Source organism: Streptomyces alboflavus (assembly GCF_000716675.1).
Classification (GTDB): Bacteria; Actinomycetota; Actinomycetes; order Streptomycetales; family Streptomycetaceae; genus Streptomyces; species Streptomyces alboflavus.
This window is the reverse complement of the sequence record NZ_JNXT01000005.1, coordinates 57,753-81,063: the sequence shown is the minus strand read 5'-3', so window position 1 is coordinate 81,063 and position 23,311 is coordinate 57,753. Positions and strand designations below refer to the sequence as shown.

Below are 23,311 nucleotides of genomic sequence, written 5' to 3'. Positions count from 1 at the left end.
CGGAGGCATGAATGCAACGGACTCCGGGACCGCCCCCGACGGGGTCGAGCTGCGCCACTTGCGCGCCTTCGTCGCCGTCGCCGACGAGCTGAGCTTCACGCACGCCGCCGCCGTCCTGCGGATCGGCCAGCCCGCACTGACGCGCACGGTGCGCGCCCTGGAGGAGGCCCTCGGCGCGCGACTCCTGGACCGGACGACCCGCAGCGTCGACCTCACCGACGCGGGGCGCCGCCTGCGCGACGAACTGGGGCCGCTCCTCTCCCGCCTCGACGCGACCCTCGGCGCCGCCCGCGGCGAGCCCCCGGTCCTGCGGCTCGGCTTCACCTCCCTCCTCCCGGAGGCCTGCGTCCAGCTCACCACCGCGTTCAAGGCCGCGACCGGCGCGGCCGTGCGGCTGGTGCGGCGGGACGAGCCGCTGGCGGGGCTCGCGTCGGGGGCCTGCGACGTCGCGGTCGTACGCGGTGACATCCCGCCCGGCGCGGCCGTCCGCAGCCGGGTGCTCCTGCACGAGCCGCGCGTCGCCGTCGTGGCCCGTGGCTCGGCCGACCTCGCCCACCGGCGGGTCGTCGACTGGGCCGAGCTGGCGGCTGTGCCGCTGGTCGTGAACACCGTCACCGGGACCACCCGGCCCGATCTGTGGCCCGCCGGGCGGCGGCCCCGGCTCGCCTGTACCGCGGACAACTTCGACGAGTGGTTGGAGGCGGTCGTGGCGGGGCACGGGGTCGGGGTCGCCCCCGAGCCGGTCGCCCGGCGGCATTCGCATCCGGGCCTGCGCTACGTACGCCTCAAGAACGCCCCGCCGGTCGCCGTCCACCTGGCCGTGCCGGGGCGGGATCCGCATCCGTTGGCTGAGCGGTATGTGGGGGTGGGGGTGGGGGCCTTGCCGGGGGCTCCCCAATCCCACCCCTTCCCGTAACTGGGGGCTCCGCCCCCAGACCCCCGCTCCTCAAACGCCGGAGGGGCTACATATGTCGCCGGAGGGGCTGGATATCTCGCCGGTGCGGCACGGTTCCAGCCCGCCCCGGGGAAATTTCTAGCCCGTCCGGCGTTTGAGGACGAGGCGCGGAGCGCCGATCAGCGGGGTCTGGGGCGGCAGCCCCAGTTTCGGGAAGGGGCGGGGTTGGGGAGCTCCCAGCCGGGCTCAGTTCAGCGACGGGTCGTCCGGATACGTCGCCACCATGGCCAGCTCACTGCGCTGACGCCGCAGCACCGCACGCCAGAGCCGCTCCGGATCAGGCGACGACACGTCACCCGGCTCGGACTCGACGACGTACCAGGCGCCCTCGACGAGCTCGTCCTCGAGCTGACCGGGCCCCCACCCGGCGTAACCGGCGAAGATGCGCAGGCTGCCGAGGGCGGAGGCGAGGAGTTCCGGCGGCGCCTCCAGGTCGACGAGGCCGATCGCCCCGTGCACGCGGCGCCAGCCGAGAGGCCCGTCCTCGCCGGGGATGACGGCGACGCCGAGGGCCGAGTCGAGGGAGACCGGGCCGCCCTGGAAGACGACGCCGGGGGTGCCCGCGAGGTCGCCCCAGCCGTCGAGGATGTCCGCCACGTCCACGGGCGTCGGGCGGTTGAGGACGACGCCGAGGGAGCCCTCCTCGTCGTGGTCGAGGAGCAGCACCACCGCGCGGTCGAAATTGGGGTCCGACAGGGCCGGCGTGGCCACGAGCAGCCGCCCTGTGAGCGAGGACACCTCGGTCATGCCAGACATGATCCCGCATCCCGGGCCCCCGCGGGGAGCCAATCGGCCGACGGACGGGAACGCAGCTCAGCGGCTGCCGGGCCCGGTGGGACGGCCGATCGCCCCCGTGACCGTGAGCGTCCGGTTCCGCACGGTTCGTGTTGTTGCGGAGTCATGACGTGTCTGCGGCCCCCTCGGGCTTACTTAAGGGGGGTACGCGGCCATTACGCTTGGCCCTTTGATCCCCCCGTCCACCTCATCGGAACGCGAGATTCATGACCGTCACCGGCACCCAAGACGTACTGCTTGTCCATGGCGGAACCCCGCTGGAGGGTGAGATCCGCGTCCGCGGCGCGAAGAACCTCGTGCCCAAGGCCATGGTCGCCGCCCTGCTCGGAAGCGCACCGAGCCGACTGCGCAATGTCCCGGACATCCGCGACGTACGCGTCGTACGCGGCCTGCTGCAACTGCACGGTGTGACGGTCCGCCCCGGTGAGGAGCCGGGCGAGCTGCTGCTCGACCCCTCGCACGTGGAAAGCGCGAACGTCTCCGACATCGACGCGCACGCGGGCTCGTCCCGCATTCCGATCCTGTTCTGCGGGCCGCTCCTGCACCGCCTCGGGCACGCCTTCATCCCGGGCCTCGGCGGCTGCGACATCGGCGGCCGGCCGATCGACTTCCACTTCGAGGTGCTCCGGCAGTTCGGCGCGACCATCGAGAAGCGCGAGGGCGGCCAGTACCTGGAGGCCCCGCAGCGGCTGCGCGGCACCAAGATCAAGCTGCCGTACCCGTCGGTGGGCGCCACCGAGCAGGTCCTGCTCACCGCCGTGCTCGCCGAGGGTGTGACCGAGCTCTCGAACGCCGCGGTGGAGCCGGAGATCGAGGACCTGATCTGCGTCCTGCAGAAAATGGGCGCGATCATCGCCATGGACACCGACCGGACGATCCGGATCACCGGTGTCGACAAGCTCGGCGGCTACAACCACGCCGCCCTGCCGGACCGCCTGGAGGCCGCCTCGTGGGCGTCCGCGGCGCTGGCGACCGAAGGCAACATCTACATCCGCGGCGCCCAGCAGCGCTCGATGATGACGTTCCTGAACACCTACCGGAAGGTGGGCGGTGCCTTCGAGATCGACGACGAGGGCATCCGCTTCTGGCACCCGGGCGGCCAGCTGAAGTCCATCGCCCTGGAGACGGACGTCCACCCCGGTTTCCAGACCGACTGGCAGCAGCCCCTGGTCGTCGCCCTGACGCAGGCCACGGGCCTGTCCATCGTCCACGAGACGGTCTATGAGTCCCGCCTCGGCTTCACCTCCGCGCTGAACCAGATGGGCGCCCACATCCAGCTCTACCGCGAGTGCCTGGGCGGCTCCGACTGCCGCTTCGGCCAGCGCAACTTCCTGCACTCCGCGGTCGTGAGCGGCCCCACCAAGCTCCAGGGCGCCGACCTGGTCATCCCGGACCTGCGCGGCGGCTTCTCGTACCTGATCGCCGCCCTCGCGGCCCAGGGCACGTCCCGCGTCCACGGCATCGACCTGATCAACCGCGGCTACGAGAACTTCATGGACAAGCTCGTGGAACTGGGCGCGAAGGTCGAACTCCCCGGAAAGGCTGCGCTCGCCTAAGCGCCCCAAAGGGGCGCGGGGCTGTGTAGATGTGCGGCTCCGCCGCGTGGGCGCGACCAGCCACAACGAAGCCGCAGCCACACGACGGCACAGCGCGGCAGAACAGCGAAAGGGGCGGCCACCCGAACCGGGTGGCCGCCCCTTCGTGCTGCCTAGGGGTTACTTCCCCTTGGCCGCTTCCTTGAGCTTGGAGCCCGCCGAAACCTTGACGCTGTAGCCGGCCGGGATGTTGATCGGCTCGCCGGTCTGCGGGTTGCGGGCGGTGCGAGCGGCACGGTGGGTGCGCTCGAAGGTCAGGAAGCCGGGGATGGTGACCTTCTCGTCGCCCTTGGCAACGATCTCGCCGACGGTCTCGGCGAACGCGGCCAGCACGGCGTCGGCGTCCTTGCGGGTCACCTCGGCGCGGTCGGCCAGCGCGGCCACCAGCTCACTGCGGTTCATGTTTGTACTCCCGTGTTCTTCTTGCTGTTGAGGCGTGCCTCGCGGCGGAGCCGCATATCGGGCACAGCGAAGCCGATGCTGCCAGGGTCCTCAGGCGGGCCCCGGACCCGGGTCCGACGTCAGACCCTCGCGCCCAGAGACGCATCCTGCCCCCACCTGCGGCGGGAAAGCCAATCCGGCACCCGTGGGAGTCACACGAAAAGCGCCGTTTCTCGGCGGTTGCCTCGAAATGGTGACGCTCCGTCCGCTTCCCGCTCCCGGTGCCGGACCGCATGCCCTGACGGACCGGCGTGGGCCGGCGCAGGGCCCCTGAAGGGGGTGGTCGGGCCGCGCGGGCCCTGCGGCCCGCGTCCCGCCACCCTAGAGGGCCGTTGTCGGCGCCGCGTTCCGCGACGCGCCGTGCTGTCAGGCCGTGGTACCCGTCACAGCCACCCCGGCGGCCTTGGCGGCGCTGCGCACCGCTCCGGCGACCGCGCCCGCGACCTTGTCGTTGAAGACGCTCGGGATGATGTAGTTCGGGTTCAGCTCGTCCTCGGTGACCACGTCGGCCAGGGCGGCGGCCGCGGCCAGCATCATCTCCGTGTTGACCGTGCGCGACTGGGCGTCGAGCAGGCCGCGGAAGACGCCGGGGAACACCAGGACGTTGTTGATCTGGTTGGGGAAGTCGGACCGTCCTGTGGCCACAACTGCCGCCGTCTGGCGGGCGATTGCGGGGTCGACCTCGGGGTCCGGATTCGCGAGCGCGAACACGATCGCGTCGTCCGCCATGGCTGCCACGTCGTCGCCGCCGAGCACGTTCGGGGCCGATACGCCGATGAACACATCGGCGCCGACGACGGCCTCCTTGAGGGTGCCGGTGACGCCCTCGGGGTTGGTGTTGTCGGCGATCCAGCGCAGCGGCGAGTCGGCCGCGGCGGCCACCAGGTCCTCGCGGCCCGCGTGCACGACGCCGTGGATGTCGGCGACGACGGCGTGCTTGACGCCCGCGGCGAGCAGCAGCTTGAGGATGGCCGTACCGGCGGCGCCGGCGCCGGACATGACCACGCGCACGTCGCCGATGCCCTTGCCCACCACGCGCAGGGCGTTGGTCAGGGCGGCGAGCACGACGATCGCGGTGCCGTGCTGGTCGTCGTGGAAGACGGGGATGTCGAGGGCCTCGCGCAGCCGGGCCTCGATCTCGAAGCAGCGCGGCGCGGAGATGTCCTCCAGGTTGATGCCCGCGAAGCCGGGGGCGATGGCCTTGACGATCTCGACGATCGCGTCGGTGTCCTGGGTGTCCAGGCACAGCGGCCAGGCGTCGATGCCCGCGAAGCGCTTGAAGAGGGCCGCCTTGCCCTCCATCACGGGCAGCGCGGCCTTCGGGCCGATGTTGCCGAGGCCGAGCACCGCGGAGCCGTCCGTCACGACCGCAACGGAGTTGCGCTTGATGGTGAGGCGGCGCGCGTCCTCGGGGTTCTCGGCGATCGCCATGCACACGCGGGCGACGCCCGGGGTGTAGACCATGGACAGGTCGTCGCGGTTGCGGATGGGGTGCTTCGACTGCATCTCGATCTTGCCGCCGAGGTGCATCAGGAACGTACGGTCGGAGACCTTGCCGAGGGTGACGCCCTCGATGCCGCGCAGTTCCTCGACGATCTCGTCGGCGTGCGCGGTGGAGGTCGCGGCGATGGTGACGTCGATACGGAGCTTCTCGTGGCCGGACGCCGTGACGTCGAGGCCGGTGACCGAGCCGCCGGAGGACTCCACGGCCGTGGTGAGCTGGGAGACCGCGGTTCCGCTCGCGGGCACCTCCAGCCTGACCGTCATCGAGTAGGAGACGCTGGGCGCCGTTGCCATGGCGGACTTCCTCTGCTTTCACCTTGTAGCTGTTGCCGTCCGATCGTCGCACCTACCCCTGAGTACGTGGTAGCCGCCCCGGATTGCGGACGTTTTGTTCACGGACCCGGTGCCGTGATTTCGGAAAACGACTTCCACCATACGAGAAGCAACGGGTCGCGGGAAGGGGTGCCGGAGAAACGAGGAGAGGTCCACGTCACGGATGACGTGGACCTCTCGTACGTTCATGACACCGACCCGCCATGCTCGCCTCGCGGCAAGTGGTCGCTCGTAGCGACGAAGGTTGGGCCCGGGGGCTTGGATCGAGCCGGTGCCACATCAACGGTAACAAACGATCCCCGTAAGGCAATTCCCGTCCCGCACAAACCCTGTCGGCCCACGGCGCGCCGCCGTGACGCTCACTCCCGCAACAGGTCCGGCACGCCCTCCCCGTCCGGCTCGTCGCGCTCCCCCGAAAGGACCGTGAGCTGCTGCGTGGCGCGGGTCAGCGCCACGTACAGGACGCGCAGGCCCGCCGGGGACTCGTCGGCGATCTCGGCGGGCGACACGACCAGCGTCGCGTCGTACTCCAGTCCCTTGGCCTCCAGGCTGCCGAGCGCCACCACCCTCTCGCCGAGCCCCGCGAGCCAGCGGGCGGCCTGCTCGCGGCGGCTCATGGCCACCACGACGCCGACCGTGCCCTCGACCCGGTCGAGCAGGCGCCCCGCCTCCTCGCGCACAGAGGCGCCGAGGTCCTTGTCCCGCACGACCGCGAAGCGAGGCTCGATGCCGGTGGAGCGGACCGCTGCCGGGGCCGTCGAGCCGGGCATGGCGAGGGCGAGGACCTTCGCGGCGAGGTCGGCGATCTCGGCCGGGTTGCGGTAGTTGACGGTGAGCGTGAAGCGGCGGCGCGGGCGGGTGCCCAGGGCCTCGTCGCGGGCCGCCGCCGCCTCGTCCGGGTCGGACCAGGAGGACTGCGCCGGGTCGCCCACGACCGTCCACGTGGCGTGCCGGCCCCTGCGGCCCACCATGCGCCACTGCATGGGGGTGAGGTCCTGGGCCTCGTCGACGATGACGTGGGCGTACTCGACGCGTTCCGCCGCGAGGCGTTCGGCGCGCTCGCGCTGGGACTCCTCGCGCTGCGGCATCAGCTCGTCCAGGCCGGTGAGCAGGTCGAGCGGGTCCAGGTCCTTCCTCTTGCGGGGCCGCTGCGGGGTGCCGAGGATCGCCTGCAACTCGTCGAGGAGCGCCACGTCGTGCACGGACAGGGCGTCGCGTCGCAGGGAGCGGGCCACCTTGCGGACCTCGCCGGGGTTCAGGACGCGGCGGGCCCAGCGGTTCAGGGCGCGTTCGTCGCTCATCGCCGTCAGGACGGCGCGCGGGGTGAGTTCGGGCCACCAGGCTTCCAGGAACGCGATGAAGTCGTCCTCGGAGGTGATGTCGTCGTCGAAGGACGAGCGGAGTTCGGCGGCGAGTTCGGGGTCGTCGTGTCTTCCGGCCGCGCCGGACTGGGCCCAGAGGGCGTCCAGGAGGAGTTTCCTCGCTCGGGGGCGGAGGAGGTTGACGGGGGCGGTGCCGCTCAGGGCCGTCTGGCGGATTCGGTTCAGCTGGTCGGCCTCCAGCTCCAGGCGGCGGCCGAAGGCGACCACTCTGAGGCGGGTGGGGGTGCCCCGGTTCGCCGTGCCTGCGGCTTCGGCCTCGTCCTCGCCGAAGGCGAGTTGGTGGTCGCTCGCCTTCGGCGGGTGCGGGTCCGCGGCGGCGGGCGGGGATTCGAGGGCGCCCCGCGCCGCCCGTCTCAGGACCTTCAGCATCCTCGACGAGCCCTTGACACGAGCCACTGCCGGGCTGTCGTAGACCGTGGCCTCGGTGCCGTCGACGAGGGAGCCGACCGCGCGGATGGCGACCTGGCCCTCTTCGCCGAGGGAGGGCAGGACACCCTCGGTGTAGGCGACGAGGAGGGGGGTCGGGGAGACGATGAGGATGCCGCCCGCGTAGCGGCGGCGGTCCTGGTAGAGCAGGTACGCGGCGCGGTGCAGGGCGACGGCCGTCTTGCCGGTGCCGGGGCCGCCCTCCACGTACGTCACCGACGCGGCGGGCGCCCGGATCACCAGGTCCTGCTCGGCCTGGATGGACGCCACGATGTCCCGCATGGAGTGGCTGCGGGCCTGCCCGAGCGCGGCCATGAGGGCGCCGTCGCCGATGACGGGCAGCTCCTCGCCGTTCAGGAACGCCGTCAGCTCCGGGCGCATCAGGTCGTCCTCGACGCCGAGGACCTTGCGGCCCTTGGAGCGGATGACGCGGCGGCGCACCACCCGGCCCGGGTCGACGGGGGTCGAGCGGTAGAACGGCGCGGCGGCGGGCGCGCGCCAGTCGATGACCAGCGGCGAGTAGTCCGCGTCCAGGACGCCGATGCGGCCGATGTGGAGGGTCTCGGCGATGTCGGCGAACGTACCGGACTCCTCGGTGCGCACGGCGCCCTCAGCCGGTTCCACGGCGGTGTACGCGCCGTCCGGGCCCTTCTTGCCGTCCTTGCCGAGCAACAGGTCGATACGGCCGAAGAGGAAGTCCTCGAACTCGTTGTTCAGCCGGTTGAGATGGACACCCGCGCGGAAGACCTGCGCGTCCCGCTCGGCCAGCGCTCCCGGCGTGCCCACCTGGGACCGCTTGGCCGCGTCGTTCATCAGGAACTCGGCCTCGTGGATCTTCTCTTCGAGGCGGCGGTAGACCTGGTCGAGGTGTTCCTGTTCGACGCTGATCTCGCGCTCGCGTACGTCGGCCACCGGGGCCCCTTTCCTGACGTGCTGCTGCCCGTATTGAGCAGCCGTCCACCGTACGCGAAAGGGACCCCGGTTGTGCAGTCGTCGGGCCGTGCGCCGCCGTCACGGCATCGGTCAGACGTCCACCTCGACCAGCCGCTCGCCGTCGAACGTGCGCACCTCGAAGTGGTCGATGTCGTCACGGTCGAACGCGGCGCCGCCGTGCACGTACAGCGGGGAGCGGGCCCATTTGTTCGTGCTGTCCTTGATGCCGTAGCCCCACTTGGGCACCGACCAGGTCGTCACGGTCTCCTTCTTGCCGTCCTTACCGACCGCGATCAGCGAGCACTTCAGCGGGCCCTTGACGTTCTTCAGCTCCAGGACCGTGTGCGTGCCCCAGGCCTTCTTCTCGGTGCCGACCGTCGCGGTGACCTTGGTCCTGGGGTCGGTGGCGGCGATCTTGTCGTCCATGTGGTGGAAGAAGGCGTCCTCGGCGGGCGAGGTGGGGTGCGGGTCGGCGCCCGCCACCTCCTTCGTGCCGCCGCCGTCGTCGTCGCTGACCGCGAAGACCGCGAGCGGGCCGCCGATGATCAGCGCGGCCGCCGCCGCGACCAGGTACATGCCGCGCCTGCGCCGCTGGGCGCGCTTGACCGCGACCTCGTCCACCAGGCGGTCCGCGAGCCGCGGACTCGGCCGGGCGGCGAGCTGTTCGCCGATCTGCGGGACACCCCGCAGCGGGCCGTGGGCCGCGGGCGCCGGGGCCGCCGCCGCGCCGCCGACGTCGGCGCCGGGGAAGTCCGCGAGGGCCGCGAGCATCGGCGCCATGCCGGAGAACTCCTCCAGCTGGTGCGCGCAGAAGTCGCAGCCCGCGAGGTGCGCCTCGAACGCGGTGGCCTCGGCGTCGTCGAGGATCCCGAGCGCGTAGGCGCCGACGGTCTCGTGCACGTCGCCGGGGCCGGAGCCGGAGCCGCCGCCGTCGAAGCCGTATGCGTCGTACGGCGTGCTCATGCCGTCACCCCCCGCTCCTCGAGCGCAAGCTTCATCGAGCGCAACGCGTAGAAGACCCGCGAGCGCACTGTCCCACTGGGTATGCCCAGCGTCTCGGCCGCCTCATTGACCGTACGCCCTTTGAAGTAGGTCTCGACAAGTACCTCCCGGTGCGCGGGAGTCAGGTCCTCAAGGGCGTCCGACAGCGTCATCAGCCACAGCGCCTTATCGATCTCGTCCTCCGCGGGGATGACCTCCAGCGGCGACGGGTCGACCTCCTGCGGCCGGGCCTGCCGGCTGCGGTGGCCGTCGATGACGATGCGGCGCGCGACCGTCACCAGCCAGGGGCGTACCGAACCGGTAGCTCGGTTGAGCTGACCGGCGTTCTTCCAGGCACGGATGAGCGTTTCCTGTACGACATCTTCGGCGCGCTGCCGGTCTCCCGCCACAAGACGGAGCACATAGGCGAGAAGTGGTCCCGCGTGCTCACGGTAGAGCGCGCGCATGAGTTCCTCGTCCGGCCCCGGCCGGGAAGTCGGCGTCAGTCGATGTCGTCGGTGCGGGCGTTCATCGGCCACGGCGGAATCCTTGCGCACGTCTGCCTCCGCTGTCCGCTGTTCGTCTCGGCTGCCCATGTCGGCCGTGCTCTCCGCGTGGTCGGCCCTGTCGGCTGGTCACCCTGGACGTACGGACCGGGGCCGGGGTCCGTTCAACGGGGGGCGCGGAATTCCGGGCGGGGGTGCGGGATGTCCCGGTGTGGGCGGGAAAGTTCCCGGCCGGGCGGGCTCTCCACGGGTCAGGCCGGGGCAGGCTCCCCACGGGCCGGAGGGCGCCGTAGCGGTCAGGCCCGGGCCAGTGCCGCGCGCCGCCGGTGCCTCGCCACCCGCTCCCGGTTGCCGCACACCTCGCTCGAGCACCAGCGGCGGCGCCGTCCGCGCGAGGTGTCCAGGTAGACGATGGCGCAGTTGTCGCCCGCGCACTGGCGCAGGAGCGACCGGGCCACCGGGTCGGTGAGCAGCTCGACGGCGTCCCTGGCGACGGCGGCGAGCAGGGCCGTGCGGCCGGGGGTGCCGTGCAGGGCCCGGGTCAGGGTGCCGTCGGGGTGCCGGACGGCGCGGGGGGCGGGCGGGGCCGCGGCGGCGAGGGCGTTGACGCGGGCCAGGGCGGCGTCGGCGGGGCGTCCGGCCAGCTCGGCGCGGACCAGCTGGGCGATCTGGCCGCGCAGCTCCCGGAAGGCCGCGAGCCAGGTCACGTCGGCCCCGGGCAGCGGCGTGCCCTGCGGGACCAGGCCCGCCCCGGCCAGCCAGGCCCGCAGCCGCCGGACGTCGCCGATGCGCTCCACCGGGTGCGCGGTGGCGACGAGGTCGAGGCAGGGCCGGCCGGCGTCGAAGCGGAGTTCGTGGAACGCGGAGTGGTACGCAGCAGGGGACCCTGAGTTGGCAGACTTGGGGGTCGCACCCAACACCATGCGCCTTTCACCGCCCTTGGGGTGTGCCGGTGAGTGCCGTACCCCCTACAGTGCCCGCCCACGGGCGCCACCGGAACCCCTGCCACCGGGGGTGGTGCAGACGCACGCGTATGCGGCCGCGCTTCTCAACGATGGTCCGGGTCCGCGCCGCCCGCTTGACTCGGGACATGAACGAAAATGTGGCGACAGCACGCAACACGACGGCGGCGGGCGGGCGCCGCGGCACCGGTCTCGTCCTGGGCGCGGCGACCGTGGCCATGGGCCTGATCGCCGGGACCTTCTACATCTTCGCGTGCGGTGTGATGCCGGGCCTCGCGCGCAGCTCGGACCGCGCGTACATCGAGGTCATGCAGGACATCAACGCGGCGTTCGAGAACGCGGTGTTCTTCGCGAGCTTCATGGGCGCGCTGCTGATCACGGCGGTCGCGGCCTGGATGCTGCGGCGCGACCCGGCCCGCTGGTGGGTGCTCGCGGCGCTGCTCGCGTACTTCCTCACGTTCGTGCTCACGGTCACGGTGAACGTGCCCCTGAACGACGAGCTCGCGGACGCGGGCGACCCCGCGAAGATCGCCGATCCGGCCGCGGTGCGCGCGGACTTCGAGGACACGTGGGTGGCGTGGAACGTGGTGCGGGCGCTCCTGAGCACCCTGGCCCTGGGGCTCCTGGTGCGGGCGCTCGTGGTGTTCGGCCGGGGGCGCGGGGCGGGCGCGGCTCAGTCGGCGTACTTGGACCCGGCCGCCGGGTCGAGCGCGAGCCGGTAGCCGCGCTTGACGACGGTCTGGATGAGCTTCGGCGCGCCGAGTGCCGTCCGAAGCCGGGCCATCGCCGTCTCCACGGCGTGCTCGTCGCGGCCCGCGCCCGGCAGCGCCCGCAGGAGTTCGGCGCGCGCCACGACCCACCCGGGCCGCCGCACCAGGGCCCGGAGCAGCGCCATCCCGGCGGGCGGCACGGCCCGCAGCTCCCCGTCGACGAGCACCGCGTGCCCCCGGATCTCCACCAGGTGCCCGGCGATCGGCAGCGACCTGGCCCGCCCGGGCAGTTCCTGGCAGAGCAGCTGGACGAGGGGGCCGAGCCGGAAGCGTTCGGGCTGCACGGTGTCCAGGCCCCGGGCCTGCAGCGGCAGCGCGGTGACCGGGCCGACGCAGGCGGGCAGCACGTCGTGGCGGAGCGCGGCGGTCAGCTCGGCCGCCATCCCGCGCTCCTCGGCCCGCGCGAACAGCGAGGCGGCGGCGGGCGCCGACGTGAAGGTCAGCGCGTCGAGGCCGCGGCTGACGGCGGCGTCGAGGAGCCGGTCGACCGGGGTGAGGTCGGCGGGCGGCAGCCAGCGGTAGACGGGGACGAGGACGACGTCGGCGCCGCCCGCGCGCAGGGCCTCCACGAAGCCGGGCAGCGGCTCCCCGTGCAGTTGCAGGGCGATGCGGCGACCGTCGACGCCCTCCCCGAGGAGCCGGTCGAGCACCTCCGCCATGGACTCCGACGTCGGCGACCAGTCCTCGGTGAGCCCCGCGGCCCGCACGGCCCCCTTCACCTTGGGGCCCCGGGCGAGCAGTTCGACGCCCCGCAGCCGGTCGAGCAGCGCCTCCCCGTGCCCCCACCCATCGGCGGCCTCGACCCAGCCGCGGAAGCCGATGGCGGTGGTGGCGACCACCACGTCGGGGGCCTCGGCGATCAACTCCTTGGTCGCCGTCAGGAGTTCACTGTCGTCCGCGAGCGGCACGATGCGCAGGGCGGGGGCGTGCAGGACGGTGGCGCCGCGCCGCTGGAGCAGGGCCCCCAGTTCGTCGGCGCGGCGGGCGGCGGTGACGCCGACGGTGAACCCGGAGAGGGGCCCGTGCCGCTGCTTGTCGTCCATGGCGCGCGTCCCTCCTCCGCTGTCGTCCGCTGTCGTCCGCTGTCGTCTGTCCGGATCCCCGAGCCTGCACTGTCGTCTGTCCGGATCCCCGAGCCTGCCAACGCCGGGTGACGGTCGCGGATCACGCGGATGTCCGCCGTGTTACGTCGCTCCTCGGCGTACGTGACCTGCGACTCGTCCGGATCGGGTGTACGTCTCACACCTCGGCGTACACGCGCTGCGGCTCGCTCCCCGCCGTCGGCGCGGACGCGGCGGCCGGTGCGGCCGGGCGGCGAAGGTATACGGCCCAGGTGACGGCGAAGCAGGCCGCGTAACAGACGAGGAAGGCCACGAAGGCGCCCGTGCCCGTGCCCGCCGTCTGGAAGGACTGCCGGAAGGCGAGGTTGATGCCGAGGCCGCCGAGCGCGCCGACGGCCCCGATGAGCCCCATGGACGCCCCGGAGAGCCGCCGTCCGTAACGCGCGGCCTCCTCCCCCGTGAGCCCCGCGCGGACCGCCTTGGCGTGGAAGATCCCGGGGATCATCTTGTACGTCGACCCGTTGCCGAGCCCGCTGAGCACGAAGAGCACCACGAACGCGCCCGTGAACAGGGCGAGCGACTCCCGCACGGACGCGAGCACGACGACCCCGGTCGCCGCCGCCATCCCGACGAAGTTCCACAGCGTGATGCGGGCCCCGCCGTACCGGTCGGCGAGCCGCCCGCCGACGGGCCGGATCAGCGAGCCCAGCAGCGGCCCGAGGAAGGTGATCTGGGCGGCCTCCAGGGGCGTGCGCCCGAACTGCGTCTGGAGTACGAGCCCGAAGGCGAAGCTGTACCCGATGAACGACCCGAACGTCCCCACGTACAGCAGCGACATGATCCAGGTGTGCGGGTCGCGCAGGGCCTCGCGGGCCGCCCCGGTGTCGTTCTTCACGGCCGCGATGTTGTCCATGAAGAGCGCGGCGCAGACGGCGGAGACGACGACCAGCGGGATGTAGATCCCGAGGAGCACGCGGGGCCCGCCACTGGCGCCGATGACGGCGAGGGCCACGAGCTGCATGACGGGAACGCCGATGTTGCCGCCCCCGGCGTTCAGGCCGAGCGCCCAGCCCTTCTTCCGCAGCGGGAAGAAGGAGTTGATGTTGGTCATGGAGGAGGCGAAGTTGCCGCCGCCGACGCCGGTGAGCAGCGCGCACACCATGAACGTCGCGTACGAGGTGCCCGGCTCCATGACGACGAAGGCCGCGACGGTGGGCAGCAGCAGCATCGAGGCCGCGACGATCGTCCAGTTGCGCCCGCCGAAGCGGGCCACGGCGAAGGTGTACGGGACCCGGACGACGGCTCCCACCAGGGTCGCCATCGACACCAGGAAGAACTTCCCGGCCGGGTCGATCCCGTACTCCGGCCCCATGAAGAGCACCATGACCGACCACAGGGTCCAGACGGAGAACCCGATGTGCTCGGACAGGATCGAGAAGACGAGATTGCGCCGGGCGACACGGGCCCCTTCCCGCTCCCAGAACTCCCCGTCCTCAGGATCCCACCGCGCGATCCACGACGACCTGCGCCCCTTCATCCCTTTTGTACTGTCGGTGCTCATCCCACGCCTCCCCGGCAAGCGGCTGATGATCCCGAAGGTAGGGATGGCGCGTTTCAGCCCTGTGCCGGTGGGTGACCGGTGGGGAACTTCGGGCTCACGGTGGGGTGGGGTGGGGCGGTGAGGCACTGGCCATGGGCCTTGGCCTGCTCCTGGGGCTGGGCCTGGGGCAGGGGCTGCCCCTGGGCCTGGGGCAGGGCTTGCTCCTTGGCCTTGGCCTGGGGCAGGGCTTGCCCCAAGGCCTGGGTCAGTCGAGGCCCCCGGCCCACTTGAGGGTGTCGGAGCCGCCCTTGTCCCAGTCCATGACGACGGAGTCGCCGGAACGGGACAGGTCGGCGCCGATGAACTTCTCGTTGGTCCCGCTGCCGCACTTCAGGGCGAGCCGGAACTTCCCCCCGGCGCGGTCCTGCCCGAGCCCGGTGCACATGCCGTCACCGCCGGGGTCGAGGTAGGACACGATGTGCTTGCCCGCGGCCTGTCCCGTCGTCTGCTTGTCGGCGATGGTGAGGGTCTTGAGCTTCTCGTTCTGCCACTGCCCCTTGTACCCGGTGCTTGGCGCGGGCCCGTCGTCGTCATCGCCGCCGATGCCGCCGCCGCCCGGGGTGCTGGGTATCCCGGTGGTGGGTTCGGTGGAGGGCAGCGAGGGCGCGTCCGTGGTGGGGTCGTCGGAGGGCTCGGCGGGCGCACCCGGCGTCACCTTGTCGGACGCGCTCTTGTCGGCCTGCGGCTTCTTCTTGTCGTCCTTGTCGTCGTCACTGCCGCTGACGAGGAAGAAGACGCCGCCACCGATGACGAGGACCGCGGCCACGGTGACCGCGATGATCATGTTCCGCTTCTTCGCGTCACCGCCGCCCGGGGGCGGCGGCGGGTAGGCGCCGCCGAACTGGGGCTGGCCGTACGGGGGCTGCTGGCCGTACGGGGGCATGGCCTGGGTCTGGCCCTGGGGGTTCCCGTACGGGTCCTGGGGCTGGCCGTAGGGGCCTTGGCCCTGGGGCTGGCCGTACGGGTCCTGGCCCTGCGGCTGGCCGTACGGTCCCGGGGGCGGGGCTCCGTGCGGGGGCGGGGGCTGCTGCGGATAGCCGTAGCCGGGCTGCGGCCCCGGGGGCTGCGGCGGGGCGGCCGGCGGCTGGCCGGGGAAGGGCGGCTGGGGCTGGTTCGGCTGATGCTGCGGGGCGCCGAATCCATCCTGGGGCGGCTGGCCGGGAGGCTGCGTCATAGCGCGTGAGCCTAATCGCCGTGGGGCGGGCGCCACATCCGTAATCCGAACGACTGCGTCACATGGCGGGGGGCGGTGTGGTGGCGTCGTGACGGCGTGACGGCGTGACGCCACGGCGCCGTGGCACCGTAACGCCGTAACGCCGTAACGCCGGAGGCTTCGGGGAATGCGGACCCGGCTCCGGCCGTTGGACGGACCGTGACGCCCCGCGCCCTGGACCCGACCCGCGCCCCGGATCCGCCCCACACTCTGACCCCGCCCCGCGCCCCGGCCCCGCCCCACCCTCTGGACCCGGCCCAGGAGCTGGCCGCGTTCCTGCGCACCCGGCGTGAGCGCCTGGACCCGGACGACTTCGCCCTGCCCGGGCGCCGCCGGGCCCGGCGCACCCCCGGCCTGCGCCGCGAAGAGGTCGCCGAACTGGCCGGGGTCAGCACCGACTACGTCGTACGCCTGGAGCAGGCCCGCGGACTGCGCCCCTCCGCACAGGTGGTCCAGGCCCTGGCACACGCCCTGCGCCTGCCTCCCGCCGAACGCGCCTACCTCTTCAACCTGGCCCAGCAGCACCCCGGCGCCCCGGACAAGCCCACGACCACCGCGCCCGCACCCCTGGCCCACCTGGTCACCGACCTGTCCCCGCACCCGGCCATGCTGATGAACCACCGCTACGACATCCTGGCCTGGAACCCCGAAATGGCCGCCCTGCTCCCGGACTTCGACACCCTCCCGCCCCCACACCGCAACGCCCTGTGGCTGTGCCTGCTCCACCCCCCGATGCGCGACTTCTACGAGGACCGGGAACACACCCTCCGCGAGGGCGTGGCCCACCTGCGCGCCGCCTGGGCCACCCACCCCGACGACCAGGCCCTGACCGACCTCATCACCGAATTCGCCACCCGGGACGAGGACTTCGCCCGCCTGTGGCCGGAGCAGGACATCAAGGTCAACGGCCGCGGCGAGAAAACACTGCGCCACCCCGAGGTCGGCGCGATCACGGTGCACTTCGAGGTGCTGCTGCCCCTGGAGGACCCGGACCAGCGCTTGCTGATCTACCGCGCGGCGGACGCGGAGAGCCAGGCGGCACTGAACCGACTGACCCAGCTCTCCACACAGCGCCCCTGAGGTCCGTCAGGGTAATCACCCATATTTCTGATCGGCCATTGCCGGTCCCCGGAGCCCGACAGCACACTGGATCCATGCCAGGCGATCTCTCCAGAACAGACGATTCCGCACCCCGCCGCCCTGTGTCCGAGCAGCGGGTGTCTCACCGGGACCGGGACTTCGCCGTGGAGATCCTGCGGGTCGCGGCGGGTGACGGACGGCTGACGAGCGAGGAGTTGGACGAGCGCGTCGAGGCCGCGCTGGCGGCGCGCACGGCTTCCGATCTGGCGGAGCTGACCGCGGACCTGCCGCTCGAAGGGATGCCGCCGCAGGCCCGCGAGGTGGTCCGGATCGACCAGCGATTCGGCGACAGCAAGCGCGCGGGCCGCTGGCTGGTCCCCCACCGGATGGAGATCCGACTCCTGTTCACCGACCTCAAGCTCGACTTCACCGAGGCCGTGATCAGCTACGACACCCTCCACATCGCACTCGACCTGCGCATCGGCGGCAATCTGACCCTGGTGACCGCCCCAGGAATCGTGGTCGACGCCGACGACATCACCTACACCCGCGGCGAGATCAAGATCGCCCCGGTGACCGGCCCGGAGGTCCCGGTCCGCCTACGCGTGGTGCTGACCGGCAGGTCGACCGGCGGCGACATAGTGGCCCGCCCACCACGCCGCACCCCGAGCCAGTGGCTCCGCCGCAAGGCTTGAGCCCTCAGCCCTCCGGTTGCCACTGCTCACACACCCGCGAACGACGCCACACCCACCCAGCACGGACAGGTCCCCATGATCGACAGTGATTCCCGCGTGTACGAGGCAACCTTCACCCGCACTCCCCTCCAACTGCTCTCCGGCGCGGGGTGGAAGAAGCAGCTCACAGCGCTCCGCGTGGACAGTGAAGGCGTACTGCTCGGCGGCGCACCGGCCAAGTACGAGAAACAGAAGGCCTTCGTGCCGTGGGCGGACATCACGTCCGTGGTCGTGTGGCATCAGCGGGCAGCCGGCCAGGGCATCGACCACATCGGCCTGAACCGTCGGCCTGGGGCTCCGCAGCTTCCCGGACCGAACAGCAAGATGACGCAGACATCAGCCGAACGAACCGCCCCACACGTGGAATACGAACTCCTCCTCGCCAGCCGCCCCATCAACCTCTGGCACCTCGACCCGGAACGACTGCAACAAGCCGTGAACGCGTTCGCCCCCGACGTTCCCGTGCTCGTGTACGCCCCATCGGGTCCCTAGGCGGCCTGGCCTCACCCGGCCGCCCCCGGCACACGCACAGCCGGGGGCGGCCTCCGTGGAACTCCACCGGCCTGACGGCTCCCGTACGCCCCGGAAAGCGAAGTGCCATACGGTGGTCGAAGCGCCGTGTACCGACCACGGAAGTCGACAGCTGGGCCGACGCCACGAGCGCTCAGAAGAGGTTGCCCCGCGTCGCCGACGGATTTCCGGCGGCCTCGCCACGAGAGACTTGAGGTAGCTACCCTCCATGCCTTCCTACGACAGCTCCCGGGCCCGTTTCCGGCTGGCCGATCGCCACATAGCGGTGCTCGCCCATCTCCTGGACAGCGAGAATCCGCCCGAAGAGCTGTGGCCCTCGCTCGGCGAACTCGGGCAGATCGGCCTCGTCGGCGAGGAGGGCGAACTGGCGCCGATCCTCAGGGATCTCCTCAGCGCTCTGGCCTCCCCGCTGGTCCTGGCGACCGTCGAAGTCACCGGTGAACACGGCACGATCAACCACGGCGTCATCGTCGGCCAGGAGGCCGTGATCGCACACGAGGGCTGGCCCGGCGAAGAGGAGTCCGAGTACACACCCATCGCCCCGCACAGCCTCGTCTGGGAGCTGGCCCGCATGGTCAACCTGCAGGCCGACGACGAGACGAAGTCGGACGTCTCCCGCATCGAGACGACGATGGGCGCCCTCGACGCCGCCCTCTCGGCTCTCGACGAGGGAGCGGGCGACGAGGCCGCGACCAGAGACCTCATCCGAAAGGCGCTCACCGAAGCCGGCACCCCCAAGGAGCCGGAGCTGACCGAACTCACCGAACTCGTCATGGCCATGAACGCGATGTGGCGCATCACCACCGCCTGGGACGGCACGCACGAGGGCGAACGGGCAGCGATGGTGAGGGCATTGGCGGTCTGGGACTGCGGGACGCGCGGCTACTGGGTCCGGGAGAAGCCAGAGGAACCCATCGTCGAGGGCCAGGTCGGACCGGAGAGCGAACTGTGCCTGGTGCGCGCGAGGAACGGCAAGATCTGGGAGAAGATCACGGACCTGCTCCCGGACAAGGAAGACATGATCGACGCGTGACTCGCTGACAGAAGACGCTGACGGGATCGGGCGCCACTGTAAACGGCAGAGTCACGCCCAATCCCGTTCCCCTACCACCAGTTCTTCGGATTGAGCTTGCGGCCGATCTTCTTCCCTGTCCCGACGGGGTCTCTCACAGCCTCCCTGGCCCGGTCGCCGACCTCGTCCACCGCCTTCCCCGCCCCCTTCTTGATGCCGTCCCAGTGTTCGACGGCCTTGGCGCCCACGTAGACACCGCCGAACACGACGGTGGCACCGACCGTATAGGGGTTGGGCGCGACGGTCGCCGAGGTGAGCGAGGCGTGGAAGCCGACCTCGGCGACGTTGGCGACATACCTCGCGCCCTTCTGGCGGGTGCTGAAATTGCCGTGCTTCCACGGCAAGCCCCGGTGGTAGAGCTGGTCACCGGCGAGATAGGTCGACGTGACACCGCCGACGATGCCCGCGCCACGCAGCGCACCCGAGACCTTTCCGGCTCCGGCCAATCCCTTGACCAGCGCCATCCCTCGTCCCCAGCCCACTGCGCGGCCTCGGGTGAAGATGTCCTTGCCCACTTTGAAGAGGTTGGCCTGCCCGGCGCGGGTGACCGCCTCGCCTGCGTGGGTCGTGCCCCCGAAGCGCGCAGCGAGCGTGTCATTGCCGACGATGCCGTTGATGACGTTGTTCGCAGTGACCCCTCGCCAGACGGGGGAGTTCATGAAACGCAGACGGCGGGCCGTGTCATAGCGCGTGCCGACTAGATCGTCGATCTGCCCACTGACGAGAGGAATATTGCGTGGGGCTCCTGCCCATATTGCGATCTTGCTCGGCAACCAGCTTCCCGGCGCGGCCAACGACTGCATCGCGGGCTGCCATCGCCATCTGACGAGCTGGCTGCCAAAATTGCGAACTCCATCGTGAGGAGAGCCGCGAAAGGCCGCACCTGCGCGGACCTTCAAGTAACGCAGGTGCGCGCTCCGATTCACCACGCCTTGCGCGCGCCGCATAAACGAATTCATGGCCACTACCCTGGTCAGCGCGGCACCTTGGAAGGTGACGACACTGGCGGTGTGGGTCACGCTCTGCCAGTCACCAAAGAGCCCAACCAAGGTCTGAATGGTCTGTTCGTGCGGCTGCAGGCCTGGCATCTTCGCCAACGCATGAGCTTTAACGCGGTCGATCCAGTCGACGATCGCCTCACCGTCCTGGCGTGCGAACCCCTTCGAGTCGGGCTCGTCACTGGCGGCGACAGAGTTGGCGAGAAGCAAGACATCGGGGGTGAGCCCCTGTCCCTCGTACTTCTTCAGATCCTCAGTGGTGAAACCGGCCCAGCGCAGGCCAGCCTCAGGATCACCACTGTCAAGTCGGACGAGCGCCGCGCGCTTGCGGAGATCTGGCCCCTGCTCAGTGACCCAGGTGTCCAGAGACCTGAGAGTCGCCAATTTGGAGGTCACTCCGAGGTTCGATGCCCGGGTGAACGCTTCCTTGAGTTTGTCTCCTAAGCCGTTCCTGCCATCGATAAGTTTGGAAAGCTGCTCCATATCGTCTGGGTTGACATTACGCACCTAGCCCCCTGAGCTTGCGAGCGAGCCCCTCGCCCATCGTTTCTTGAAACTTCTCGCATTCTCATGTGTCGCCGAGAACAGCAAATGAAAAAGCGAGGCGACGGTCGAGCCAATCCACCTTCACCTTGAGTGATTTGATGCTTTGGGAGACCATGACCAGCTCACCACCGGACCACCACTCCAGCTTTCGGCTCTGACGCTGTGAACCACCACTGCCAGAAGTGGCGCCCTCGCCGGACGGCACGACGTGGGTCAGGCTGTTCAGCGCCCCCGTCAGGACCTTGCCGGCTGCCCGATCGGCCATCTGCTTGGCGCCCCCGCTGGCCCACTCGTTGCGCCCCACGATTTCCGGGTGTCCGGGCTGCTCGATGCGCCAAGTGTGCTTCAAAGGCTTGCGGAACGGGGGAATGCGCCGAACAGCACCGATCGCCTCACCAGCCGCGTCGTACACCCGGTAGCAGCGCTCGCCACCCTCGCGCTCCTCCTCCACCAGATAGCAAAGTAGCCGCTGCGATTCGGGATCCTCATACAGACAGGTCTCCATGGCAGAAGGCGGTGCGGGAGGCGCGACCTTGGCGGCATAGGCGCACGGCGCCAACACCCTGGATTCACCCCCGCCCTTGGGGACGCGGATGGCCCACGGACCGCGCACAGGACGAGCGCGCTTCTTCGTGACCGGACGCTCGACGGTTCCGATGGTGAACTCTCGCACGTGAGCCCAGTCGACCGCGGGTACAGGCGCTTCCTCTCCAACCCCGCCCCCGCCCTCCCGCGCCCCACGCCTTCCGAACGCCACGCTCACTCCTCTCCGTCGCGCATCACCGACTGCACCACCGTAGCCGTCTGTCTCTACCGTGGTGGATCAAGCCTGAATTGATGCGCTACAGGCTTGAACTTCCAGCCGAACAAGGCCGAAATTCGATCATAGGCCATATGCACACGAGCCCGGTTGAAGCCCATTCCAGGCTGCTTGAAGTCCCGATTGCGACTTCAGTACTGGCACACTTCGGCAAATCTCAGCCACACAAGACGGCCGCCCCGGCTCATGTGGCCGGGGCGGCCGTGCGCTTAGGAATTCACGCCTCAGCGATTGACGGACTGGATCTCCTTGACGACGACGTTCTGGTCAGCGCCGAACTCGCCGTCGGGCAGCCGGCCACCGGGCTCCGTCGTGCTCGTCCAGGTGATCTTCCAAGTGACGGTCGCGTTGAGCTTGTAGGACCCGTCGCCCGACGACCGCAGGTACTTCACTCCGCACGGCGGCGTCTTCTTGGACTTGCCCTTCGCCCACGGCTCACCGATCCGGCCGTCCACGATGGGACATTCACCAGAGGCCGGGTAGGTCGTAGCGTCCTTGGTACCTGGGTTGATCTTCAGCGAGACCGGCTCGGCGGTTGTCGTGGCCGAGATGTTGGTGTCAGGAAGGCTGGCCGTCACCGACACCTTCCTGAACTTGGCCTTGTCGAGCCAGATCCAGGTAGGAAGGTTGACCTTCGTCTCGCCCTCGGGCGCCATCGTGATCTCGGTTTCCGGAAGCGGGAGTTCATCGTAGGCGTATTCGGCGAGGATCTTGGGAGTTACGGCTTGAGGTTCCTTGGGGGTTTCGGTTTCGGGCACCCAGAACGGCAGTTTGTCGCAGGAGTTGGCCTCAGGGTCATCCTTGCGGTTGGGGTTGATGGCCGCAGCCCAGAACATCCCTTCACCCTGCTTGTCCAGGTTGTAGTCCTTGTAGGGATCGCCGTCCTTGTAGTACGCGTCGAAGACGTCGCCCACAAAGTCCCCGATGCCGAAGAACTTCACCTTCCGCCACGCCTTGACTCTGGCTTCGATCTCCTTGGGTGAGAAGGCAGGCTCGTACCAGCATGCGGGCGGGGTCCAGTCGCCGTCGACAGACGAAAGCTTCCCGGCCTTGGCAGGGCCAGAACTGCCGTTGACCTTCGTCTGGACCCTCGTCTCGACGTTGATCTTGCCGTTCTGCAGACCGCCCCGTGAACTGGAGCTGTCACGCTGATTCTTGGGGCCTCCCTCGCCACCAGCCGCGTAAGCAGTGGCGGGCGCAGCCGTAACCACCGCAGCCAACGCAATCGCGGCCAGCTTGGTGGTCCCCCTCGGACGCATCACATGCACTTCTTCGCTCCTGTCTCGGACAGGACATCGACCGACTGCCAAACGCCCTTGGCGTTCTTCTTCAGGCGCTCGTTGAAGAAGGTGTAGTCGTTGGCAGAGGCAGGGATGGACCTGTCGACTTTGCCGGTCTTGCGATCCTTGGGATACGTCTTCGTCGCGTCGGCGCAATACGTCACGGTCGCTTCACTCGCACCGTGGAACGTGACCTGCCGGTCGTAGTAGCGCGTGGCGCCGATGTAGCTCTTTCCGTCGTCGTAGTAGCCCTGGATGTACGAGGCCGTGGCGATGAGAGCCTTGCCGCTGTTGTAGAACTTGAGCGCCTTCTGGGAAGACTTCCCACCCACAGTGATCGCGACGTCGATGGCGTCAAGGTTCCGTGCGTTGTCCTCAAGGACGGCGTCCTTTTTCGCATCTCCGGTCGACCCACCCTCGAAGACATTGCTCACGCCCTTGGGCATGTCGACCTTCGGCCGGTCGGATCGATCGGCCGCCTCTGACGCTGACGGCGACGGCTTCTCGCTCGCCGTCGATCCGGCACCCTCGATCTTGTCGTCGCTCTTGGAGTCGCCGTCTCCGCCACCGCAGGCGGAGAGCGACAGAGCCGCGGCAGTCGTCAGCGCGGCCACCGCGAGCAAGGCAGGTCGGCGGTTCACAGTCAGCTCCCGGTGGGACGTGGGTTCAGTGGGGTCAATGGGTTCACTTGAGTGAACCCCACGCTATCCACGGGCACTGCGCGAAGCGAGAGTGAGGTTTACCCAGCACAGGGACAGATGTGGGCATATCGAAGCCTTGTGCGGGACGTTGTT

General features: G+C 70.2%; 22 protein-coding genes. 7 read left to right on the top strand and 15 right to left on the bottom strand.

Annotated features, from left to right (window positions below; genetic code table 11):
• The first annotated feature begins 7 nt into the window (after positions 1-7).
• Positions 8-916: a LysR family transcriptional regulator gene (locus OO63_RS06240; protein ID WP_033263867.1), complete on the top strand. Its 909-nt coding sequence runs from the start codon at positions 8-10 to the stop codon at positions 914-916.
• 225 nt (positions 917-1,141) lie between these two features.
• Here OO63_RS06240 and OO63_RS06235 read toward each other — a convergent pair whose 3' ends face one another.
• Entirely contained in the window at positions 1,142-1,702 is a 561-nt protein-coding gene (locus OO63_RS06235; RefSeq protein ID WP_030358389.1) for a YqgE/AlgH family protein, read from the bottom strand.
• Between the two features lie 254 nt (positions 1,703-1,956).
• Between OO63_RS06235 and murA the strand changes: the two genes are divergently transcribed.
• Complete coding sequence (murA, locus tag OO63_RS06230; RefSeq protein ID WP_030358390.1) at positions 1,957-3,306, top strand: UDP-N-acetylglucosamine 1-carboxyvinyltransferase; 1,350 nt, start codon at positions 1,957-1,959, stop codon at positions 3,304-3,306.
• A gap of 159 nt (positions 3,307-3,465) precedes the next feature.
• Here murA and OO63_RS06225 read toward each other — a convergent pair whose 3' ends face one another.
• From OO63_RS06225 to OO63_RS06200, 6 genes are all read right to left on the bottom strand, one after another.
• Positions 3,466-3,747, bottom strand: coding sequence for an HU family DNA-binding protein (locus tag OO63_RS06225; RefSeq protein ID WP_016645140.1), 282 nt, complete (start codon positions 3,745-3,747; stop codon positions 3,466-3,468).
• Between the two features lie 405 nt (positions 3,748-4,152).
• Positions 4,153-5,583 (bottom strand): NAD-dependent malic enzyme, encoded by a 1,431-nt coding sequence (locus OO63_RS06220; RefSeq protein ID WP_030358391.1) that lies wholly within the window; start codon positions 5,581-5,583, stop codon positions 4,153-4,155.
• A gap of 398 nt (positions 5,584-5,981) precedes the next feature.
• Complete coding sequence (locus tag OO63_RS06215) at positions 5,982-8,342, bottom strand: HelD family protein (protein WP_030358392.1); 2,361 nt, start codon at positions 8,340-8,342, stop codon at positions 5,982-5,984.
• A gap of 111 nt (positions 8,343-8,453) precedes the next feature.
• Positions 8,454-9,326: an anti-sigma factor family protein gene (locus OO63_RS06210; protein ID WP_030358393.1), complete on the bottom strand. Its 873-nt coding sequence runs from the start codon at positions 9,324-9,326 to the stop codon at positions 8,454-8,456.
• Positions 9,323-9,940: a sigma-70 family RNA polymerase sigma factor gene (locus tag OO63_RS06205; protein ID WP_078618966.1), complete on the bottom strand. Its 618-nt coding sequence runs from the start codon at positions 9,938-9,940 to the stop codon at positions 9,323-9,325. The genes OO63_RS06210 and OO63_RS06205 overlap by 4 nt, the downstream gene beginning before the upstream one ends.
• A 206-nt stretch (positions 9,941-10,146) precedes the next feature.
• Positions 10,147-10,773 (bottom strand): CGNR zinc finger domain-containing protein, encoded by a 627-nt coding sequence (locus tag OO63_RS06200; RefSeq protein WP_051810598.1) that lies wholly within the window; start codon positions 10,771-10,773, stop codon positions 10,147-10,149.
• A gap of 257 nt (positions 10,774-11,030) precedes the next feature.
• Between OO63_RS06200 and OO63_RS06195 the strand changes: the two genes are divergently transcribed.
• Positions 11,031-11,534 (top strand): anthrone oxygenase family protein, encoded by a 504-nt coding sequence (locus tag OO63_RS06195; protein WP_106983343.1) that lies wholly within the window; start codon positions 11,031-11,033, stop codon positions 11,532-11,534.
• On the opposite strand, the gene OO63_RS06190 is transcribed toward OO63_RS06195, so the two are convergent.
• From OO63_RS06190 to OO63_RS47735, 4 genes are all read right to left on the bottom strand, one after another.
• Positions 11,486-12,625, bottom strand: a complete 1,140-nt coding sequence (locus OO63_RS06190; RefSeq protein WP_030358397.1) for a uroporphyrinogen-III synthase — start codon at positions 12,623-12,625, stop codon at positions 11,486-11,488. The genes OO63_RS06195 and OO63_RS06190 overlap by 49 nt on opposite strands.
• Positions 12,626-12,821: 196 nt before the next feature.
• Positions 12,822-14,180 carry a nitrate/nitrite transporter gene (locus OO63_RS06185; RefSeq protein WP_106983335.1) on the bottom strand — a complete coding sequence of 453 codons (1,359 nt, stop codon included), beginning with the start codon at positions 14,178-14,180 and terminating at the stop codon, positions 12,822-12,824.
• Positions 14,181-14,257: 77 nt separating this feature from the next.
• Positions 14,258-14,440 carry a hypothetical protein gene (locus OO63_RS45295; RefSeq protein ID WP_157853951.1) on the bottom strand — a complete coding sequence of 61 codons (183 nt, stop codon included), beginning with the start codon at positions 14,438-14,440 and terminating at the stop codon, positions 14,258-14,260.
• A gap of 8 nt (positions 14,441-14,448) precedes the next feature.
• Positions 14,449-15,417: a hypothetical protein gene (locus tag OO63_RS47735; protein ID WP_033263866.1), complete on the bottom strand. Its 969-nt coding sequence runs from the start codon at positions 15,415-15,417 to the stop codon at positions 14,449-14,451.
• A 198-nt stretch (positions 15,418-15,615) separates the two neighbouring features.
• On the opposite strand from OO63_RS47735, the gene OO63_RS06170 reads away from it, so the two are divergent.
• From OO63_RS06170 to OO63_RS06155, 4 genes are all read left to right on the top strand, one after another.
• Complete coding sequence (locus OO63_RS06170; RefSeq protein WP_234311152.1) at positions 15,616-16,536, top strand: helix-turn-helix transcriptional regulator; 921 nt, start codon at positions 15,616-15,618, stop codon at positions 16,534-16,536.
• Positions 16,537-16,610: 74 nt separating this feature from the next.
• Positions 16,611-17,231, top strand: coding sequence for a DUF1707 SHOCT-like domain-containing protein (locus OO63_RS06165; protein ID WP_030358402.1), 621 nt, complete (start codon positions 16,611-16,613; stop codon positions 17,229-17,231).
• Between the two features lie 75 nt (positions 17,232-17,306).
• Positions 17,307-17,762: a hypothetical protein gene (locus OO63_RS06160; RefSeq protein ID WP_030358403.1), complete on the top strand. Its 456-nt coding sequence runs from the start codon at positions 17,307-17,309 to the stop codon at positions 17,760-17,762.
• 247 nt (positions 17,763-18,009) lie between these two features.
• Positions 18,010-18,834 carry a hypothetical protein gene (locus tag OO63_RS06155; RefSeq protein ID WP_030358404.1) on the top strand — a complete coding sequence of 275 codons (825 nt, stop codon included), beginning with the start codon at positions 18,010-18,012 and terminating at the stop codon, positions 18,832-18,834.
• A 71-nt stretch (positions 18,835-18,905) separates the two neighbouring features.
• Here OO63_RS06155 and OO63_RS42840 read toward each other — a convergent pair whose 3' ends face one another.
• From OO63_RS42840 to OO63_RS06135, 4 genes are all read right to left on the bottom strand, one after another.
• A complete protein-coding gene (locus OO63_RS42840) occupies positions 18,906-20,354 on the bottom strand; it encodes a PE-PGRS family protein (protein WP_234311154.1) in 1,449 nt (482 codons plus the stop codon).
• 85 nt (positions 20,355-20,439) lie between these two features.
• Positions 20,440-21,090, bottom strand: coding sequence for a hypothetical protein (locus OO63_RS06145; protein WP_030358406.1), 651 nt, complete (start codon positions 21,088-21,090; stop codon positions 20,440-20,442).
• A 371-nt stretch (positions 21,091-21,461) separates the two neighbouring features.
• Positions 21,462-22,496 carry a hypothetical protein gene (locus OO63_RS06140; RefSeq protein WP_030358407.1) on the bottom strand — a complete coding sequence of 345 codons (1,035 nt, stop codon included), beginning with the start codon at positions 22,494-22,496 and terminating at the stop codon, positions 21,462-21,464.
• Complete coding sequence (locus tag OO63_RS06135) at positions 22,496-23,131, bottom strand: hypothetical protein (protein WP_234311155.1); 636 nt, start codon at positions 23,129-23,131, stop codon at positions 22,496-22,498. Before OO63_RS06135 ends, OO63_RS06140 begins: the two co-directional genes overlap by 1 nt.
• Positions 23,132-23,311 lie beyond the last annotated feature (180 nt).

Bases quoted from the DNA above. Each gene is read 5' to 3' on its own strand.
- OO63_RS06210 (WP_030358393.1), bottom strand. From the start codon at position 9,326: ATGAGCACGCCGTACGACGCATACGGCTTCGACGGCGGCGGCTCCGGC.
- OO63_RS06240 (WP_033263867.1), top strand. From the start codon at position 8: ATGAATGCAACGGACTCCGGGACCGCCCCCGACGGGGTCGAGCTGCGC.
- OO63_RS06155 (WP_030358404.1), top strand. From the start codon at position 18,010: ATGCCTTCCTACGACAGCTCCCGGGCCCGTTTCCGGCTGGCCGATCGC.
- OO63_RS06185 (WP_106983335.1), bottom strand. From the start codon at position 14,180: ATGAAGGGGCGCAGGTCGTCGTGGATCGCGCGGTGGGATCCTGAGGAC.
- OO63_RS06225 (WP_016645140.1), bottom strand. From the start codon at position 3,747: ATGAACCGCAGTGAGCTGGTGGCCGCGCTGGCCGACCGCGCCGAGGTG.
- OO63_RS06220 (WP_030358391.1), bottom strand. From the start codon at position 5,583: ATGGCAACGGCGCCCAGCGTCTCCTACTCGATGACGGTCAGGCTGGAG.
- murA (WP_030358390.1), top strand. From the start codon at position 1,957: ATGACCGTCACCGGCACCCAAGACGTACTGCTTGTCCATGGCGGAACC.
- OO63_RS47735 (WP_033263866.1), bottom strand. From the start codon at position 15,417: ATGACGCAGCCTCCCGGCCAGCCGCCCCAGGATGGATTCGGCGCCCCG.
- OO63_RS06165 (WP_030358402.1), top strand. From the start codon at position 16,611: ATGCCAGGCGATCTCTCCAGAACAGACGATTCCGCACCCCGCCGCCCT.
- OO63_RS06190 (WP_030358397.1), bottom strand. From the start codon at position 12,625: ATGGACGACAAGCAGCGGCACGGGCCCCTCTCCGGGTTCACCGTCGGC.
- OO63_RS06205 (WP_078618966.1), bottom strand. From the start codon at position 9,940: ATGGGCAGCCGAGACGAACAGCGGACAGCGGAGGCAGACGTGCGCAAG.
- OO63_RS06200 (WP_051810598.1), bottom strand. From the start codon at position 10,773: ATGGTGTTGGGTGCGACCCCCAAGTCTGCCAACTCAGGGTCCCCTGCT.
- OO63_RS06140 (WP_030358407.1), bottom strand. From the start codon at position 22,496: ATGCGTCCGAGGGGGACCACCAAGCTGGCCGCGATTGCGTTGGCTGCG.
- OO63_RS06160 (WP_030358403.1), top strand. From the start codon at position 17,307: ATGATCGACAGTGATTCCCGCGTGTACGAGGCAACCTTCACCCGCACT.
- OO63_RS06235 (WP_030358389.1), bottom strand. From the start codon at position 1,702: ATGACCGAGGTGTCCTCGCTCACAGGGCGGCTGCTCGTGGCCACGCCG.
- OO63_RS06195 (WP_106983343.1), top strand. From the start codon at position 11,031: ATGGGCCTGATCGCCGGGACCTTCTACATCTTCGCGTGCGGTGTGATG.
- OO63_RS42840 (WP_234311154.1), bottom strand. From the start codon at position 20,354: ATGGAGCAGCTTTCCAAACTTATCGATGGCAGGAACGGCTTAGGAGAC.